This window comes from Novosphingobium sp. LASN5T, assembly GCF_003856955.1.
Classification (GTDB): domain Bacteria; phylum Pseudomonadota; class Alphaproteobacteria; order Sphingomonadales; family Sphingomonadaceae; genus Novosphingobium.
Genome location: NZ_RQSI01000024.1, coordinates 21667 through 38648 on the forward strand (window position 1 = coordinate 21667; position 16982 = coordinate 38648).

Below are 16982 nucleotides of genomic sequence, written 5' to 3' on the forward strand. Positions count from 1 at the left end.
AAGGACGCAGCGGCGCAGGGGATAACAATGTTCGGAAAGCTCGGTCGCCTTTTCGTCATCAAGACTCGCTTTGAGGCCTGCGCCATCATCTATGCGCTGGCGCTGGGCGCGGTCGAGCGCGGGCAGGTTTACCTGTCGGTCTATCCCGGCTTCGGCGGCAAGCTGCTGTTCCTGGCCTGCACCGCCGCCGTGTTCATGGCCGGATCGAAGATTTTCGACTGCCTGCGGCACGAACAGGCCGACCGGCTCCGGCTGTAGAACCAGGCGGTTCCACCCCGGCATCGTCAGTGCGAGCGCAGCGAAGCAATCCAGAATTCCACGTGCCGCTCGGGATTGCCGCGGGGCTGCGCCCCTCGCAATGTCGATGTAACCAACGCATTCGCTGCTACAGCACGCGCCAGACCCACAGCTTGATGCCCAGCGGGAAGCGCGCGCCCGAACAGATGAAGATCGAGCGGTTCATCCATTCGTACCGGCCCTTGGGCGCGATGAATTCCGGCACCGTGCGGAAATAGTACTCCGCCGGGTCCACCGCGTCCCCGGCGGCGAGCCGCTGCATCACCTCGGGCGGGCCGTGGCGCAGGCCACGGTTGCGGATCTGGATGACCACGCCGTCGTCGGTTTCCAGCGCGTAGATCGCGTCGGCCACCGTCACCCCGTCGGGGCGGGTCAGTTGCCAGTCCGCCGCGTTGCCGACCAGCTTTCCGCTGATCAGCGGCCCTTCCACGCGTCCGCCGCCCACGATCGGAATGATCCGCCGCGTCCCGTCATAGGTTTCGCCGATCGGGCGCGGCGGTTCGAGATCGCCCGTGGCCTCGTAGACGAATTCGAGGCCGGGCGGGCTTACCGGCGGATTCACGCGGCCTCCGCTTCCAGCAGGCCGATCTCCTCGGCATTGGCCCAGTTGCCGTGCAGGCCGAAGCGCAGGCGGATGGGGACGTGGATCGTGGCGACCGGCCCCTTCTCGATATCGAGCGCGTCGAAGATCAGCAGATCGCTGCGCTGTTCCTCCAGCCGGTTGCAGACCTGCACGATCCAGCCATCGCCTTCGGGCGCGTTTTTGGCGCGCGGGACGAACGCTGGCTCCTGCAGGCTGCTGACCGGGCCGCACCACCAGTGCTGTTCGGCACCGGTCTCGAAGTCCTTGAGGAACAGGCAGTTCATCAGCAACCCGCCGGCACTGCCGCCGCGCAGCTCGACCGGTCGCTTCATGTCCATTTCCAGCCCCCAGCCATAGCGCGTCTTGCGGCCGGTGAAGCGATCGTCGATGCGCGGAAACTCGCTGGCGGTATCGGTCAGCGGACGGATTTCGGCGAAATCCTCGCTGTTAGAGGCCATATCGACCACCCAGTCGGTCAGCCGGCTCATCGCCTCCATCCCGTTGAACGGCGCACCGTGGACATCGGGGAAGAACGGGAACATGTTGTTCTTGGCCTCGGGCACGATGAAGTGGATCTTCGTGCCTTCCTGCCAGGCGTTCAGCACGTGGCTGGCGAAGCAGTTATCGCGCTTGAACCAGCGGATGTCGGCGTCGGTCACGCCATCGCGGCGGGGGATGATTCCCAGATAGACCGGCAGCGTCGTATCGAATCCGAAGTGCGGCTTGCCCTGTTCCAGCCGTTCCCAGCTGCCGATCGAGGGCACGATGTGCAGCACAAGATAGTCCTCGGTAATGCCGAAGTCGTGCATCATGCAGTAATAGGGTACCTTGAACCAGATTTCGCGCACCAGTTCGCCCGCCGGGCTGACTTCCATGTAGGTCACGTCGTCGGTGCACAGGCCCGATGCGGCATAGCCGATCGCCACCATGTTGCCGCTCGCCGGGTCCACCTTGGGATGCGCGGTGAAGGTCTGCCCGGTCATCTTGCCGCCGAACTTCTCGAAGCCGAAGCTTTCCATCGTCGCCGGGTCCATGACCAGCGCGGGGCTGTCCTCCTTCATCGCCCACAGCTTGCCGCCGAAGATGAAGGCGTTGGTGTTGGCGGTGGAGCGGATCTCGCCCTTCACGCTCTCGTCATCGGTCAGCGGGTTGCGATAGGCGCCGAACAGCGCCTTTCCGGCCTCGTTCTCCAGCTTCCACTTGTCCGTCTTCGCCCAGCGCTGGCGGAAATCGCACTGCCCGTCATGGATGTGGAACCGGGTGATCATGCCGTCGCCGTTGAAGGCGATGTCGTCGCCCAGCCGCGGCGGAAATTGCGGGTCGGGCTGGACGCGGTAGAAAGCGCCGTTTAACTCCTGCGGGATCGTGCCATCGTGGGCCAGATCGGCGATATCCGCCTCCACCCGCGACGGCGTGTTGAAGCCCGTGAAACTCGGGGTTTTTGGAAATTCGGCCATGACATCCTCCTTGTGATATTTGTATGCGACACTAACAAATAAGCAAGGGGCATCGGGGGTGGATCATTGATCAAGGACAAATTCGAGGACGCGATTGCGCCGGCCGACCCGGAATCCGGTGATATCGGCGCGATCAACGATATCCTGGGGTTCCACATCCGCCTGGCCCACGGCGCCTGCCTGCGCCACTTTACCGAGACGTTCACCGATCTCGATCTGACGCAGAAGCAGGTTTCCGTGTTGTGGCTGGTCGATGACCACCCCGGCATCGCCCAGACCGATCTGGCGCAGCGCCTGCGCATGGACCGCGCCACGACAATGGCGATCATCAACCGGCTTCAGGCCAAGCACCTCCTGCGCCGCGACCGTTCGCCGAAGGACGGACGCAAGCAGGCGCTCTATCTGGAGCCGGCCGGCAACGAGATGCTGGCCAGCGCCAAGCGCGCGATCGGTGAGCACGAAGCCTGGGTCAAAAGCCGCTTTAGCGATCGCGAAGTAAAGATCCTGCTGGAATTGCTGGCGCGCATTCATGAATGAGTTATAGGAAATAACAGTTTCGCCGCCGGCAGGGACCGATCTGGCGCGAAGGGGAGAGTGATGGCCGATTCGAGCACCGATCCACGCAGCATCCTCGACGATGCCCCGATGACCGCGCGGCAATGGATCGCGGTGATCATCACGATCTTCCTCAACGCGCTGGACGGCTTCGACGTGCTCTCGAGCGCCTTCGCCGGCCCCGGCATCAAGAAGGAATGGCACCTCGCGCCCGACGGGCTGGGCGCGGTGCTGTCGATGGAACTGATCGGCATGGGCCTCGGCTCGCTGCTGCTCGGCGGCGCGGCCGACCGCTTCGGCCGGCGCCGGACCACGCTGGCCTGCCTGCTGCTGATGGTAGTGGGCATGTTCATGGCGACCACCGCCACGTCGCCGGTCGGCCTTTCGATCTGGCGCATCATCACCGGCCTCGGCATCGGCGGGATGCTGGCCGCGATCAACGCCATCGCCTTCGAACTGTCCAGCCGCAAGGCGCGCAGCATGGCGATGTCGCTGATGGTGATCGGCTATCCGCTGGGCGCGTTCCTGGGCGGCCTCGTCGCGGCGCAGCTGCTGAAAGCGCACGACTGGCGTTCGGTGTTCCTGTTCGGCGGGACGATGACGGCCATCTGCCTGCCGCTGGTCTGGTTCCTCGTGCCCGAAACGCCGGCGTGGCTGATGCGCGCCCGGCCCGCCGGCGCGCTGGAGAGGATCAACCGCGCGCTGGCCGCGCTACGCCAGCCGGCGATCGGCGCGCTGCCGCCGCCGGCGCCGCACGAACAGAAGGCCAGCCTGGCCGACATCTTCAGCCCCGCGCTGCGCAAGGCCACGCTGATCCTCTCGCTCGGCTATGCCGCGCACGCGCTGACGTTCTACTACATCCTCAAGATGACGCCCTCGATCATGTCCGATCCCCAGTTCGCCGGACAGAACTTCACGCAGGCGCAGGGCGCGGGCGTGCTGGCCTATGCCAACCTTGGCGGCGCGATCGGCGGGGCGGCGTTCGGCTGGTTCATGCACCGTTTCGGGATCAAGCAGGCGACGCTGGTGGCGTTGGCGCTGTCGGTGCTGCTGGTCGCGCGCTTCGGCTTCGGCGCCAACAGTCTGATGGGCTGGACCCTGGCCGTGGTCTCGGTCGGCCTGTTCACCAATTCGGCGATCGTCGGCTTCTATACCGCTTTCGCCGCCGTCTATCCCACCCACGTCAAGGCCACCGGCACCGGCTTTGCGCTCAGCATCGGCCGCGCGGGGGCAGCGCTTTCGCCTTATCTCGCGGGCACGCTGTTCAAGGCCCAGCTGGGGCTGATGACGGTTTCGGTGATCATGGCCACCGGTTCGCTGCTCGCGCTCGCGCTGATGCTGTTCCTGCCGCTGCGGCGCGACCAGCACTGATCGCGGCCGCGGGCAGGCCCGGCGCTCACATCGCGGAAATGCCGCCGTCCAGCTTCAGTTCGGCGCCGGTCATGAAGCGGCTTTCGTCGCTCGCGAGATAGAGTACGCCCGCCGCGATATCGTCGGGCTGGCCCACGCGGCCCAGCGGGATCTGCCGCGCCAGCTTGCCCATCACCACGTCCTTGTCGAGATTGGCGTTGGTGGCGATGCCATCGAGGATCGGCGTGTCGATGAACGTCGGGTGGACCGAGTTGCAGCGCACGTCCCAGCCGCGCTTGGCGCAATAGAGCGCCACCGACTTGGACAGCATCCACACCGCTGCCTTGCTGGCGTTGTAGCCGGGCATGGTGTCGGAAGCGATCAGGCCGGCGATCGAGCTGATGTTGACGATCGATCCGGGCTGGTTGTCCTTCAGCAGCGGCAGCGCCTTCTGGCAGCCCAGGAACACGCTGTCGACGTTGATGGCGAAGCCGCGCCGCCAGTCTTCCAGCGTGCAGGTCTCGATATTGCCGCGCACGCCCACGCCGGCGTTGTTGACCAGCACCGACAGCCCGCCCAGCGCCTCGCCGGCCAGCGCGATCGCGGCGTCCCAGTCGTCGGGGCTGGTCACGTCGTGGCGGATCGCGAAGGCGGTGCCCGCACCCAGCTCGGCGTTGATCGCCTCGGCCTGCGCCGCCGCTCCCGCGCCGTTGATGTCGGTCAGCAGCACCTTCGCGCCCTCGCGCGCCAGCATCCGTGCCTGCGCCGCGCCCAAGCCCTGCGCCGCGCCGGTCACCAGCGCCTTCTTCCCCTGAACCCTGCCCATTTCATCCTCTCCGTTATGGTTTTCAGGTGCCGCCCAGCAGGCGCGGCCCCAGCAGCATGAGTATGCGCACGTCTATGCCATAGCCTTCGGCCCGGCGCGCGGCGATGAACCCTTCGATCTCCGGCAGCGGCACGTGGTGGACGGTGATGCCTTCGCCTTCCACCCCGCCGCCATCGGACACGCGCTCCAGATCGTGCGCGCGGAACAGCGTGAAGCTTTCGGAGACCATGCCGGGGGAGGAATAGAACTCGCCCACCGCCTCCATGCGGCCGGGGCGATAGCCCGTTTCCTCCTCCAGCTCGCGCGCGGCGGCGACGGCGGCATCCTCGTCCGCGCTATCGTCATGATCGCCGATCAGCCCCGCCGGCAGTTCGATCGCCGGCCTGCCCAGCGGCACGCGGAACTGTTCGACCAGGATCACCCGTTCCGCGCTGTCGACGGCCAAGATCACCGCCGCGCGGATGTTGCGCGTGCGGCTGACGTATTCCCAGCGCCCGCGCGTCTTGGCGACGATGAACCGCCCTTCCCAGCGCACCTGTTCGGGCTCGTCGCGATACTCGTCTTCCGGGCTCATACTTCGATCAACCGGTCCGGCAATTCGTTCACGTCATCATCGGCGCGCGGCAGGTGTTGCGCAAGCACCGCGCCCACGCCTTCCACGGCCGCGATCATCCCGTCGGCCACGCGGCCCTGCCGGATTTCGGCCAGCAGCGCGTGCATGGCGTCACCCCACACCTCGGGCGCGACGCGCGCGGCGATGGCCTCGTCGGCAATGATCTCGGCCCGGCGTTCCGCCATCGACAGGTAGATGAGGATGCCGGTGCGCCCGGTGGTGCGGCTTTCGGCGCCGATGCGGAAGCAGGTCAGCGCACGGGCGTGAACGCGCGCGCGCTTGATCGGCCGGGGCACCAGCCACAGCCGCAGCGGCTCCCAGGCCTGCAGCAGCAGCATGGCCAGGAATTTGACCAGTGCCACGCTCAGCGCCACCCCCAGCACCGCGCGCGGGCTCCATTCGGTCGCCCACAGGCCCAATACGCGGTCGATCAGCGCCAGATAGAAATGCGGCGCGAATTCGAGCGCGGCGAGCGCGAGAAACGCCACCGCCGCCGCCCAGGCCAGCGCCACGTCGCGATAGGGATCGGACCGCGCGGTCACGATCGTCACGATCTCGCCCGCGCTGCGCAGCTCGGCGGCGGTGACCGCCTGCGCGATGCGCGTCCGGTCGCTGTCGGTCAGGTGCACAGCCGCCATCCTACCAGTCCCCCGAAGCGCCGCCGCCACCGAAGCTGCCGCCACCGCCGGAGAAGCCACCGCCTCCTCCTCCGCCGCCCCAGTCGCTGCCGCCCCAGCTGCTTCCACCGCCACCGCTGCCCCAGCCGCCGCCGGGGAAGATCATCACGCCGGGGCTGCTGCCATAGCGCCGCCCGCCTCCCCGCATGGCGCGGATGAACGGCAGCACGAAGAACAGGAAAAAGATCACCAGGAACACCACGGTGCCGATGTCGAACCGTGGCGCGCTGCCCTTGCCGGCGCCCGCCTGCGCCTGTTCGGCCACCTTGCGCGCCTCGTCATCGGGCAGCTTCAGTTGCGCGATGAGCTGGTCCACCGCCGCGTCGATCCCGCCGGCATAATCGTTCTGCTTGAAGCGCGGCACGATCTCGCGCTGGATGATCACCTGCGACAGCGCATCGGTGAGAATGCCTTCCAGGCCATAACCGACCTCGATCCGCACCTTGCGTTCGTTGGGCGCGACGATCAGCAGGGCGCCATCGTTGCGCTGCTTGTCGCCCAGCCCCCAGGCGCGGCCGAGCTGGTAGCCGTAATCCTCGATCGGCATGCCCTGCAGGTCGGGAATCGTCGCCACGACCAGCTGGCGCTGCGACTGCTGCTCCAGCGCGGCCAGCTTGGCATCGAGCGCGGCGACCTGCTGCGGGTTCAGCAAATGCGCGTCATCGACCACGCGGCCGGTCAGCGGCGGAAAGGTCTGCGCGAAGGCCGGGCCGGCAACAAGCGCCAGCACGGCCAGCAACAGCGCGAACAGCGGGCGATTCATGACGCCCCTTTCGGCAGCGTGGGGTGGGCCGATAAGATCGCAATGATGCGATCCGCGCCTGCCTCGATCCCTTCACGCAGGGCATTAGCACGAAAGCGAGGGAGGATATCCTCTCCGATCACCTCGGCGCACAGAGTATCAGACAACGTGGTTTCGAGACCCTTGCCCACTTCAATCCGCACCTTGTGTTCGGCTGGCGCGACCAGAAGAATCACGCCATCATTGCGTTGCCTGTCGCCTACGCCCCAGCCATTGCCGAGTGCGCGGGCATAGTCCTCGATCGAACGATCACCAAGCGTGGGCACCGTCACCACCACGAACTGCGGCCCGGCCGTCCGTTCCAATACCGCAAGTCTATCCGTCAACGCCGCCTTAGCCGCATCCGGCAGAAGCCCTGCTTTGTCGACCACGCGGCCTGTCAGGGCAATGGGCGCTGACGGCCTCGCCGCTTCGGCCACGCGCTGGCCGAATACCGCCCATGCCCAACCCGCCGCGCCCGTTGCCAGAAGCAGCGCGGCTGCAAGAGCAAGAGCGAGCCTGCGCATCACGGGGCCGATCAGTTCAGTTCGCGGCCTTCTTCGCCGACGCATCACCGGTGTTGTCGTTGGCGGGCGCCGCGACCGGGGCGGCCGGGCTGTCGAAGCTGACGGCCGGCGCCTCCTGCGCCCCCGGCGTGGTCGCCTCGAACGGCACCAGCGGCTTCGCGCCATAGATCACCTTGGCACCGATCACCGCCGGGAAGGTGCGGATCGTGGTGTTGTATTCGCGCACGGCCTCGTTGTAATCGCGCCGCGCCACGGAAATGCGGTTCTCGGTGCCTTCCAGCTGGCTTTGCAGCGCCAGGAAGTTCTCGTTTGACTTGAGATCGGGATAGGCTTCCACGTTCGCCATCAGGCGGCCCAGCCCCTGCGACAGCGCGCCCTGCGCCTGCTGGAACGCGGCCATCTTGGCGGGATCGGTCAGGTCGTCGGCGGAAACCTGCACGCTCGTGGCCTTGGCGCGCGCTTCGGTCACCTTGGTCAGCGTGTCCTGCTCCTGCTTGGCATAGCCCTTCACCGTCGCCACCAGGTTGGGGATCAGGTCGGCCCGGCGTTGGTACTGGTTCTGCACGTCAGCCCACTTGGCCTTGGCGTTTTCCTCGGCGGTGGGGATCGAATTGACGCCGCAGCCGGCCAGCGTCGCCGCGGCGGCGGCCACGAACGCGAAACGCGCCAGGGGGCGGGAAAGGCGGCGGAACAGGGAAGCGGCCATCGGTCGGAATACCCTTATGTCATCCTGCCGGGCGCGCGGCCCCGGCAGGGCCGCTCCGGCGTTGCTGTCCAGGAACATAGCGATAGCCGGTGACCGTTCAAGGGCAGGGCCGGGTTGCGGCAACCTGCACCATTCTGGAGAAACCCGCAGCACGTTTGCCGCTTGTCGCGCCCGGCGGCGGGTGGCAAGCAACCGGTAACAGGGCCGTCAGAACTACGGGGAAGCTCATGGGCATGTTGCAGGAATTCAAGACGTTCATCGCGCGCGGCAACGTGCTGGACCTGGCCGTTGGCGTGATCATCGGCGCGGCGTTCGGCAAGATCGTCACCTCGCTGACCGAAAACGTCATCATGCCGGCGGTCGGCTATTTCACCGGCGGCGCCGATTTCTCCAAGTATTTCATCCGCCTCGGACCGATTCCGGAAACCTACAAGGGCAAGCCGGACGATTACGCCGCGCTCAAGGAAGCGGGCGTGGCGATGATCGGCTATGGCGATTTCGTCACCCAGATCGTCAACTTCGTGATCCTGGCCTTCGTGATCTTCCTGATCGTGAAAGCCGCGAACAAGGCGTTCGCCAAGCCCGAGGAACCGGCCGCTCCGGCCGCGCCCGCGGGGCCGAGCGAAGTGGAACTGCTCGCCGAAATCCGCGATGCGCTGAAAAACCGGGTCTGACCGGTCTTTCTCCGCGCGCGGGCATCCGGGCACGGCAAGGGGCGCTTCGGCGCCCCTTTTCATTTGGCGGGCGATCCCTATATGGGGAGGTGCCGGCTTGCCGGCTATGGTGATAAACTGCGGCGTGCAATAGGCGCAGCGGACCCGGGGGCGGTACCCGGCGGCTCCACCACCTTTCCCGTCCGGCCTCCTTTGGCGGCAGGCGGGGCAGATGACGGGGCCGAACTAGGATCGACGTGTGTTGAAAAGCGCTGTTTTCGCCCGGGCTGAGTAACCCGTTCAAGGCTCAAAACCAACAAGTGCCAACGACAACGAAGCACTTGCTCTCGCGGCGTAATTCTAGGGGCTAACGCCCTGAAGTTACAAAGCCAGAACGCGGTTGGACCCACCGGTCAACAGAAGCGGATTCCAGCGGCTTGGGGGGTGCCGGGCAACAGAAACCCCCTACCGTTTCCCCGATTTCACGCGGCTGGCGCACGATGGCTGCGTTTTGATCCGCTTCGTCATTGCGAGCGCAGCGAAGCAATCCAGTGCCCCGCGCGCCGCTCTGGACGGCCACGGGGCTTTGCCCCTCGCCATGACGAGAGGCCATGTCATGCGACTTTATGCGGCGCCCGCACGCTCCAGCAGCGCCGCCTCGTCGCGCGCGGCGCGGCGGGCGATCAGCAGCATCAGCACCACGATCGGCACGGCCACCGCGTTGATGCTGAGCATCGAGGCGCGCAGGTTGCCGGTCGCGTCGGACAGCAGCCCGACCAGATAGGGGCCGATGCCCATGCCCAGGATCGTCATCGCCAGCAGATAGAGGCTCGCGGTCAGCCCGCGCATCCGCGGGAGCACCTGATCGTAGAGGATGGCGTAGAGCGGCGGCATCCAGCCGGTCAGCACCAGGCTATACAGCACGAAACGTCCGTAGAACGTGCCGGCCGCCGGCGCGGTATAGACCCAGAACGACAGCAGCGGCGAAACCGCCATGGCGAACAGCGCCACGCCTGCGCGCCCGCCGCCCGGATAGCGGCGGTGGAGCCGGTCCGACAGCGGCCCCCACAGCATCGGGCCGACGATGCCCATTCCGGCCGAAACCATGCCGAACTGCAGCGCGGTTTCGCGCATCGACAGGCCATAGCTCTGGATCAGAAACGTGGGGTTGAACGCCATCATGCCATAGTTGATCGCCGACTGGAGCGTGCCGACCGCGATCGCCATGATCAGCGTGGGCGATCGCGTGATGACGCGGTGCGCCTGCGGATCGGACAGCCGCATCCCTTGCACCAGATTGACGATCACGAACACGCCGAAGCCGATCACGGTCCATTGCAGCGCGTGCGGGTTGACCGCCAGCCCGGCGATGACGAAGGTCGGGCGTGGCGAAACCGCCATGCTCACCCGCGTCAGCACCACCATCAGCGCCACGATCGCCGCCAGCCCCGCCAGATTGCGCAGCACCGTGCCCCGATCGCCGCCGCGCCGGATCATGCCGATCCAGTGCAGGCCGGGCAGCACCGAACCGAGCAGTTCCAGGCTGGCCGCGAAAGGGCGCGGATCGGGCGCGGTCGGCAATCCGTCCATCACGCCGCGTTCCGGTTCGTGCAGGCGCAGCAGGAATAGCGCCAGCACGAAGCCGGGGGCCGAGGCGACAAGGAAGGCGAACTGCCACCCCTTCAGCCCGAACGGCGCCACCGTGCCGGCGTAGCGCTCGGTCCATGCCTGCGCCGCCACCCCGCCCAGCACCAGCGATCCGCCCAGGCCCAGCGCGATGGCAGAGGCCAGCACCGCCATCACGAAGCCCCGGCGCGGCTTGGGCCAGTAGTCGTAGATCAGCGAGGTGCCGGCCGGTTGCGTCGCCGCCTCGCCGATGCCCACGCCCAGCCGCGACAGCGCCAGCGTGGCGAAACTGCCGGCCAGGCCACCCAGCGCCGTGGCGGCGGACCAGAAGGCGATGCTGATGCCCAGCAGGCGCGTGCGCACCCAGCCGTCCGCCAGCCGCCCCACGGGCAGCGAGAACAGCGCGTAGAACAGCGCGAAGACGGTGCCATAGAGCAGCCCCATCTCGGCATCGCCGATTGCCAGGTCCTTCTTGATGGCGGGCGCCAGGATCGCCAGGATCTGGCGGTCGAGCAGGCTCATCGCGTTGGTCAGCGCCACCAGCGCGAGCGCGTACCATCCGCCCTTGGCGACTGCGTTCACCGGCTCTCCCTTTCCACCTGCGGCGCCCATGCGCCGGTTCAGATACCGAACCAGCGTTCGGCGTTGGTCTGGAAGAACTTCTTCTTGAGTTCGGGGGAGATGTCCATGGTGTCCATGTCGCGCACCTCGCGCGCCTCCACCTGATAGGGATAGTCCATCGCGTACATCACGCGGTCCTCGCCCACCACCTGCTGTGCGAAGCGGATCGCCGGCTCCCACGCCATGCCCGAATTGGTGATGAGCACGTTCGAGCGCATGTATTCGGCGATGGTCTTGTTCAGCGGCTTCATCCGTTCGTAGCGCTTCGACCGCACGCCCGCCTGGTGCATGTAGTCCAGGCGATAGAGCCAGTAGGGCAGCGCCTCGCCCATGTGGCCGACCATGATCTGCAGATCGGGATAGCGGTCGAAAATGCCGATGGTGATCAGCCGCAGCAGGTGCATCCCCGTCTCCACCCCGAAGCCGAAGATCGCGCCGTCGAGGCCCGATTCGAGCAGCGGGTCGATCATCGCGTCCGGCGGCGTGGCGGGATGGATGTACAGCGGCTGCCCGGTATCGGCCAGCGCGCGGAAGATCGGGTCGAACTTGGGATCGTCGAGGTATTCGCCCTGGGTGTGGCTGTTGATCTGCACGCCCTTGAAGCCCAGCTCGCCCGCGCCGCGGCGGATTTCGGCGGCCGACCATGCCGGGTCCTGCGGCGCCACGGCGGTCAGGCCGATGAAGCGATCGGGATGCGCGGCGCAGCGTTCGGCCAGATAGTCGTTGGCGCGCGTGGCGATGCCCTTGGCCTCGGCCAGATCGAGCATCGGCTGCACGCCGGGCGAGGTCAGTGCGAGCACCGCCTTGTCGATGCCATAGGCGTCCATGTCGGCCAGCCGCCGCTCGCCCAGGTCGAGCAGGCGATCCATGATCTGCGTGGCGCGTTCGGACGGCGACTGGGCATAGAAGCCCCACAGCGAGAGCATGCCCTTGTCGGCCGTGCCATCGCGCACCATGCGCAGATAGACGTCGACCTGTTCGCGCGTGGCGAAGGCTTCCTCGGTGGCGATGCGCAGATAGCCGCGGTCGCCGCCGGTCCTGAGGGGGTGGTCATTGGTCATGGGCTGTTCCTTTTCCGAAGCAGCCCGGCGACGGTCACCTGCGCAGCGACAGCGAAAGGCTGATAACGTGGTTCATGCTGTCCGGCTGCCGATAACGGGCGATGTATTGCCCCATGTAGCCGGGTTCGATGGCGATTCCCCTGGCCACCGGCAGGGAGACGCCGGCAAAGGCGCGCACCTGGTCGAAGCCCGCGCGCTGGCCCCAGCCGGTGGTGTTGAAGCTGACGAAGGGTTCGAGCGTGGACACCAGCGCCACGCCCCGCCCCCCCAGCGGCAGCGTGCCGCGCACCTGCTGACGCAGCCGCCAGCCGGTGTGGCCGGTCCAGCCTTCGACGAAGCGCTGCTCCAGCCGCGTGCGCGCGGTCAGCGTCGGCCCCTTGCCGTCTCCGGCGATGCGGAATGTCAGTTGCTCGAACACGCGATGTTCGTCGGTCGGCGTGCCGCCCAGCGGATCGGTGGTGACGAAGGCATAGCCGAGATAGGCGGCCGTGGTCTTGTTCAGGTAGACGCCGATCGCCGGCCGGATCAGCACCTGCCCCTGGCGCGAGGCGCCGTCGGTCACGCGGTACTGGACGTCGAACGCCGATGTCGCCCGGCCGCCCAGATCGACGGTGCCCTGCACCACGCCCCAGACCTGGTGATCGTTCCGCGCGGCGTGGGCCGGCAGGGCGGACAGAGCCAGAATCAGCACGGGCAGGGGCAGAAACAGGGCACGGCGGGGCAATCGCGGCATGGCATTCTCGCTGAGGGAACCGGAAAACGGCCCGTTCAGCTAGATTGCCCATGTTTCCAAAGGATTGCCCGGCCATGACGTTGCGCTGCCCGGTCAGCCTTCGTGGACCGCCTTGGTGACGAGGCAGGCCATCACGCCTTCCGGGCCGTCCTCCGCCCCGTGGCCCGACCACTTGACCCCGCCGAACGGCGCATCCGCGCCACCGATCATGGTCGTGTTGATGCCCACCATGCCGCTTTCGATCTCGCGCGCCACGCGCTGCTGGCGCTTGCCGTCCTGCGTCCAGGCATAGGCGGCCAGGCCATAGGGCAGGCGGTTCGCCTCCTCGATCATCGCCTCTTCGCCCCGGAACGGGTTGAGCAGCGCCACCGGGCCGAACGGCTCCTCGTTGAGAACCGCGGCATCGAGGGGGATTTCGGACAGCACCGACGGCGCATAGAAGAACCCGGCATTGCCCACGCGCTCGCCCCCGGCGAGCAGCTTCGCGCCGCGCGCCGTGGCATCGCCGATCAGGCGCTCCATCGCCTCGGGCCGGCGCGCGTTGGCCATCGGCCCCATCTGCGCGCCCTCGTCCAGCCCGTTGCCGACGCGGATCGCCTTGACCCGTTCGACAAAGCCGTCGCGGAAGCGGTCGAACACGCTTTCCTCAACGATGAAGCGCGTGGGGCTGACGCAGACCTGCCCGGCGTTGCGGTACTTCGAGGTCACCATGGTATCGAGCGCGCGGTCGATGTCGGCATCGCCGAACACCAGCACCGGGCCGTGGCCGCCCAGCTCCATCGTGGTGCGGATGCAGTTGTCGGCGGCCAGTTTGCTCAGGTGCTTGCCGATCACGGTCGATCCGGTGAAGCTCAGCTTGCGGATCACCGGGCTGGCCAGCAGGTGCCGGCTAACCTCGTCGGGCACGCCGAACACGGCCTGCGCCACTTCCTTGGGCAATCCCGCGTCGAGCAGGCACTGCAGCACGCCCAGCGCCGAGGCCGGCGTCTCTTCCGCCGCCTTGAGGATCACCGAACAGCCCGCCGCGATCGGCGCGCCCAGCTTGCGGCCCGGATTGCCCAGCGGGAAGTTCCACGGGGCGAAGGCGGCGACCGGACCGACCGGCTCGTGCGTGACGGTCGAGCGCATGCCCGCCGGGCGCACCAGCGTGCGGCCATAGAGCCGGAACACCTCGCCCGCGTAGAAGTTGAACAGCCCCACGTTCATCATCACTTCGATGCGGGCCTCGGGCAGCGTCTTGCCCTCTTCCAGCGTGGCGATGCGGGCCAGGTCGTCCTGCCGCTCCAGCATGAGCCGCGCCGCGCCCTGCAGCACCGCCGCGCGCTGCTGCGGCGTCGAATCGCGCCAGATGCGGAACCCCTTGCGCGCGGTTTCCAGCGCGCGGTCGAGATCGGCCGGCTCGGCCAGCGGCAGTTCGCCGATGGTCTCGCCGGTCGCGGGATTGACGACCGCGTGCGTGCGGCGCCCGCCGCCGGCAACGCGCTCGCCATCGATCACCATGTGGAGGGCAGGATAGGCCGTCATCGGATCAGCCTTTCGCCTTTGCGCGGGCTTCATCGCCTTCCCAGCGCTGCGCCACGATTTCCTCGCCCGTCACCGGGTGGGGGAAGTGGAACGGCGTCAGCTTGTGGGTCGGCCACAGCCAGTGGCCCTCGATCAGCTCGTCCGGCCCGGTCGGGTCGGTGGGATAGGTTTCCTTGGGGAACGGCACGTATTCGGGCCTGGTGTTGGCCCAGCCGGTTTCGAAATCGGCATGCCAGATCGGCATGTAGTTCAGGATGTGGATGCGCCAGGTGCCGTCCACCTTCTTGTAGGTGTTCTCGTAGATGCCGCCTTCCCACCACTGGCGGCTCTTGAGCCAGGGCTGGTCGCCTTCGAAGTCCTTGTGGCGCCCCGCCTGCATCATCGAGCGCGCGCGGGCCAGCGCGGTCACGCCATCGGGCTGCACGTTGATGATGTCCTGCAACTGCGGGTGTTCGAGCAGGAAGCCGTCGATCGGGCCGTTGTTGCCATAGGTGAAGCGCTTCTGGAACCGTTCGACATAGAGGCGACGCACGCCTTCCTTGCCTTTCCAGACGCCGCCGAAGAAGCGCACTTCGCCATCGTCGGTGAACAGATCGGCCGTCTCGTTGTAGAGGCACTTGTCGATGAGATAGCCGTAGAGGTGCTGGAGCTTGCGGATATCAAGCTCGTCCTCGCGCACGGTCAGGCGGCGGCCAAGCTCGGCAACCTGCGTTTCAAGCGCGGCGATACGATCGGAATCGGACATCTGGAAACTCTCCCGAATTGTACGTGTTGCAAACAAACTGCGGCAACTTCATTGAACTGTCAACGACCTTCCGCTTCCAGCCGCGCCACTTCGGCGCGATAGGGGCGGATGGCCAGCACCATGCACAGCGTGGCGATCGGTAGCAGCGTGCCGGCGGTGATCACCAGCGCCTTCCACAGCTCCGCCTCCACCCCCACGATCCGCTGCGCGACCACGCCGACCACGAAGCTGCCGAGCGCGCCGAAGAACGTGAACATGAACAGGTAGATCGCGGTCACCTGCCCGCGCATCTCGTTGGGGGCGATGCGCTGGATCGCGGCGTTCTGCGGCACCGCGCCGGCCAGGCCGAACACGCCGCTCAGCGCGAACACCGCCAGCGCCATCTCGCCCGTGGGCATCAGCGGCGCGGTGATCGAGCAGATCGTGACGAGCGCGAACAGGATCGCCGCGCAGCGCACGTTGGCATCGGCATGGCGCTTGGCCATCCATTCCACGAACACCCCGCCCAGAAACACGCCCGCCAGCTGCGAGACGAGCAGCATCGGCGCCATGACCAAGCCGATCCGCCCCTCGTCCCAGCCATAGGTGCGGATCATGAATGGCACGCGCCAGAACATCAGGCCGAACGTTTCGATCGCGCTCAGCGCCAGCCCGCCGAACAGCGGGTAATAGACCCGGCCACGCGCATGGATCGCCCTGGCCGCGTCCAGCCCGGTGAAGGCCAGCACGCGCCGGCCCAGCCCGTGCCGTTCCGGCACCGGCACGCGCCCTTCCGCCGGCGCACGGACGAGGCGCGGCGGTTCCTTGACCAGCAGCAGCAGGCCGGCCGCCAGCAGCCCCAGCGCCGCCTGGCCCACCAGGATCAGCTGCCAGCTATGCACCCGCAGCCCCAGCACGTGCGCCTCGCTCCAGCCCGCCAGCGCGACGATCAGCTTGCCGCCGGCCAGCACGCCCGCGGTCGTCCCGCCGATGAAGCCCAGTTGCAGCAGCGCGAAGGCGCGGGTGATCTTCTTCGGCGGGAAATAGTCCGCGATCATCGAATAGGCGGCCGGCGCGTGCGCCGAACCGCCCGCGCCCAGGAACATGCGGCTGCCGATGAACTGGCCGAACCCCTGCGCGATGCCGCCCAGCCCCATGATCACACCGGTCGCCGCCATGCCGCCGGCCAGCACCAGCTTGCGCGGATAGATATCCGCCAGCCGGGCCAGCGGAATGCCCACGAACACGAAGAAGATCACGCTGGCGGGGCCGCCCAGAAAGCCCAGCTGTTCGTCGGTCAGCCCGAAATCGATCTTGATCCGCTGTGCCAGCATCCCGAACACGGTCTGGTCGAAAAAGTTCAGGAACGTCGCCGCGATGATCGCGAACAGCGCGAAATAGGCCGATGCGGTTGACGGCCAGCGCCGCTCGGCGCCCCCTCCTTCCGCCTTGCTTTCAGATACTTCCGGCGCACCGTTCATCGCCGGGGATGCTGCTCCCGCCATCTGCTCTCCTCTCCCGGCCAGTCGATTCTCCGACCTGTTTTTCGCACCGGATAATTGTTAGTCTTGCATACAATCTCGCGCTGGTGAATAGAAAAGACGATAACGAATGGTCGCATGGCCCCGGCACCCGGCTCCGCCCCTGAAACGGACCGTGGCAACCGGG

The 16982-nt window shown here is 67.1% G+C and carries 18 protein-coding genes and 1 other RNA gene; 5 read left to right on the forward strand and 14 right to left on the reverse strand.

Annotation, left to right across the window (positions count from 1 at the left end; genetic code table 11):
* Positions 1–27: 27 nt before the first annotated feature.
* Positions 28–258 (forward strand): hypothetical protein, encoded by a 231-nt coding sequence (locus EH199_RS15570; protein WP_124810182.1) that lies wholly within the window; start codon positions 28–30, stop codon positions 256–258.
* 127 nt (positions 259–385) lie between these two features.
* Here the strand turns inward: EH199_RS15570 and EH199_RS15575 are convergent, their stop codons facing one another.
* The gene (locus EH199_RS15575) at positions 386–859 is read right to left on the reverse strand and encodes a DUF3237 domain-containing protein (protein WP_124810183.1); all 474 of its coding nucleotides are present in this window, start codon (positions 857–859) and stop codon (positions 386–388) included.
* The gene (locus EH199_RS15580; RefSeq protein ID WP_124810184.1) at positions 856–2337 is read right to left on the reverse strand and encodes a carotenoid oxygenase family protein; all 1482 of its coding nucleotides are present in this window, start codon (positions 2335–2337) and stop codon (positions 856–858) included. The genes EH199_RS15575 and EH199_RS15580 overlap by 4 nt, the downstream gene beginning before the upstream one ends.
* 66 nt (positions 2338–2403) lie before the next feature.
* Here EH199_RS15580 and EH199_RS15585 point away from each other — a divergent pair, with 66 nt between their 5' ends.
* On the forward strand, positions 2404–2874 hold the full coding sequence (locus EH199_RS15585; RefSeq protein ID WP_124810185.1) for a MarR family winged helix-turn-helix transcriptional regulator: 471 nt from the start codon (positions 2404–2406) through the stop codon (positions 2872–2874).
* A 60-nt stretch (positions 2875–2934) separates the two neighbouring features.
* Positions 2935–4263, forward strand: a complete 1329-nt coding sequence (locus tag EH199_RS15590; RefSeq protein ID WP_124810186.1) for an MFS transporter — start codon at positions 2935–2937, stop codon at positions 4261–4263.
* Positions 4264–4288: 25 nt separating this feature from the next.
* On the opposite strand, the gene EH199_RS15595 is transcribed toward EH199_RS15590, so the two are convergent.
* Genes EH199_RS15595 through EH199_RS15620 form a run of 6 tightly spaced genes read right to left on the reverse strand, consistent with a single transcriptional unit; the run spans position 4289 to position 8372 of the window.
* The gene (locus EH199_RS15595; RefSeq protein WP_124810187.1) at positions 4289–5068 is read right to left on the reverse strand and encodes an SDR family oxidoreductase; all 780 of its coding nucleotides are present in this window, start codon (positions 5066–5068) and stop codon (positions 4289–4291) included.
* Positions 5069–5090: 22 nt separating this feature from the next.
* The gene (locus EH199_RS15600) at positions 5091–5642 is read right to left on the reverse strand and encodes an NUDIX hydrolase (RefSeq protein ID WP_124810188.1); all 552 of its coding nucleotides are present in this window, start codon (positions 5640–5642) and stop codon (positions 5091–5093) included.
* The gene (locus tag EH199_RS15605; RefSeq protein ID WP_124810189.1) at positions 5639–6319 is read right to left on the reverse strand and encodes a TPM domain-containing protein; all 681 of its coding nucleotides are present in this window, start codon (positions 6317–6319) and stop codon (positions 5639–5641) included. The genes EH199_RS15600 and EH199_RS15605 overlap by 4 nt, the downstream gene beginning before the upstream one ends.
* Position 6320: 1 nt before the next feature.
* The gene (locus tag EH199_RS15610; RefSeq protein WP_124810190.1) at positions 6321–7121 is read right to left on the reverse strand and encodes a YgcG family protein; all 801 of its coding nucleotides are present in this window, start codon (positions 7119–7121) and stop codon (positions 6321–6323) included.
* A complete protein-coding gene (locus EH199_RS15615) occupies positions 7118–7666 on the reverse strand; it encodes a YgcG family protein (RefSeq protein ID WP_124810227.1) in 549 nt (182 codons plus the stop codon). The genes EH199_RS15610 and EH199_RS15615 overlap by 4 nt, the downstream gene beginning before the upstream one ends.
* 16 nt (positions 7667–7682) lie before the next feature.
* Positions 7683–8372 (reverse strand): LemA family protein, encoded by a 690-nt coding sequence (locus tag EH199_RS15620; protein WP_124810191.1) that lies wholly within the window; start codon positions 8370–8372, stop codon positions 7683–7685.
* A gap of 227 nt (positions 8373–8599) precedes the next feature.
* Between EH199_RS15620 and mscL the strand changes: the two genes are divergently transcribed.
* Both mscL and ssrA read left to right on the forward strand, forming a co-directional pair.
* On the forward strand, positions 8600–9046 hold the full coding sequence (mscL, locus tag EH199_RS15625; protein ID WP_124810192.1) for a large conductance mechanosensitive channel protein MscL: 447 nt from the start codon (positions 8600–8602) through the stop codon (positions 9044–9046).
* A gap of 52 nt (positions 9047–9098) precedes the next feature.
* Positions 9099–9495, forward strand: a transfer-messenger RNA (tmRNA) gene (gene ssrA / locus EH199_RS15630).
* A gap of 154 nt (positions 9496–9649) precedes the next feature.
* Here ssrA and EH199_RS15635 read toward each other — a convergent pair.
* The 6 genes from EH199_RS15635 to EH199_RS15660 all read right to left on the reverse strand — a co-directional run bounded on the left by EH199_RS15635 (position 9650) and on the right by EH199_RS15660 (position 16819).
* Positions 9650–11233: an MFS transporter gene (locus EH199_RS15635; RefSeq protein WP_223806708.1), complete on the reverse strand. Its 1584-nt coding sequence runs from the start codon at positions 11231–11233 to the stop codon at positions 9650–9652.
* Positions 11234–11271: 38 nt separating this feature from the next.
* Positions 11272–12333 (reverse strand): amidohydrolase family protein, encoded by a 1062-nt coding sequence (locus EH199_RS15640; protein ID WP_124810194.1) that lies wholly within the window; start codon positions 12331–12333, stop codon positions 11272–11274.
* 34 nt (positions 12334–12367) lie between these two features.
* Positions 12368–13066: a DUF2490 domain-containing protein gene (locus EH199_RS15645; protein ID WP_124810195.1), complete on the reverse strand. Its 699-nt coding sequence runs from the start codon at positions 13064–13066 to the stop codon at positions 12368–12370.
* Positions 13067–13159: 93 nt separating this feature from the next.
* A complete protein-coding gene (locus EH199_RS15650) occupies positions 13160–14590 on the reverse strand; it encodes an NAD-dependent succinate-semialdehyde dehydrogenase (RefSeq protein ID WP_124810196.1) in 1431 nt (476 codons plus the stop codon).
* A 4-nt stretch (positions 14591–14594) separates the two neighbouring features.
* A complete protein-coding gene (locus EH199_RS15655; protein ID WP_124810197.1) occupies positions 14595–15335 on the reverse strand; it encodes a nuclear transport factor 2 family protein in 741 nt (246 codons plus the stop codon).
* Positions 15336–15394: 59 nt separating this feature from the next.
* Positions 15395–16819, reverse strand: a complete 1425-nt coding sequence (locus EH199_RS15660) for an MFS transporter (protein ID WP_124810198.1) — start codon at positions 16817–16819, stop codon at positions 15395–15397.
* Between the last annotated feature and the right edge of the window lie 163 nt (positions 16820–16982).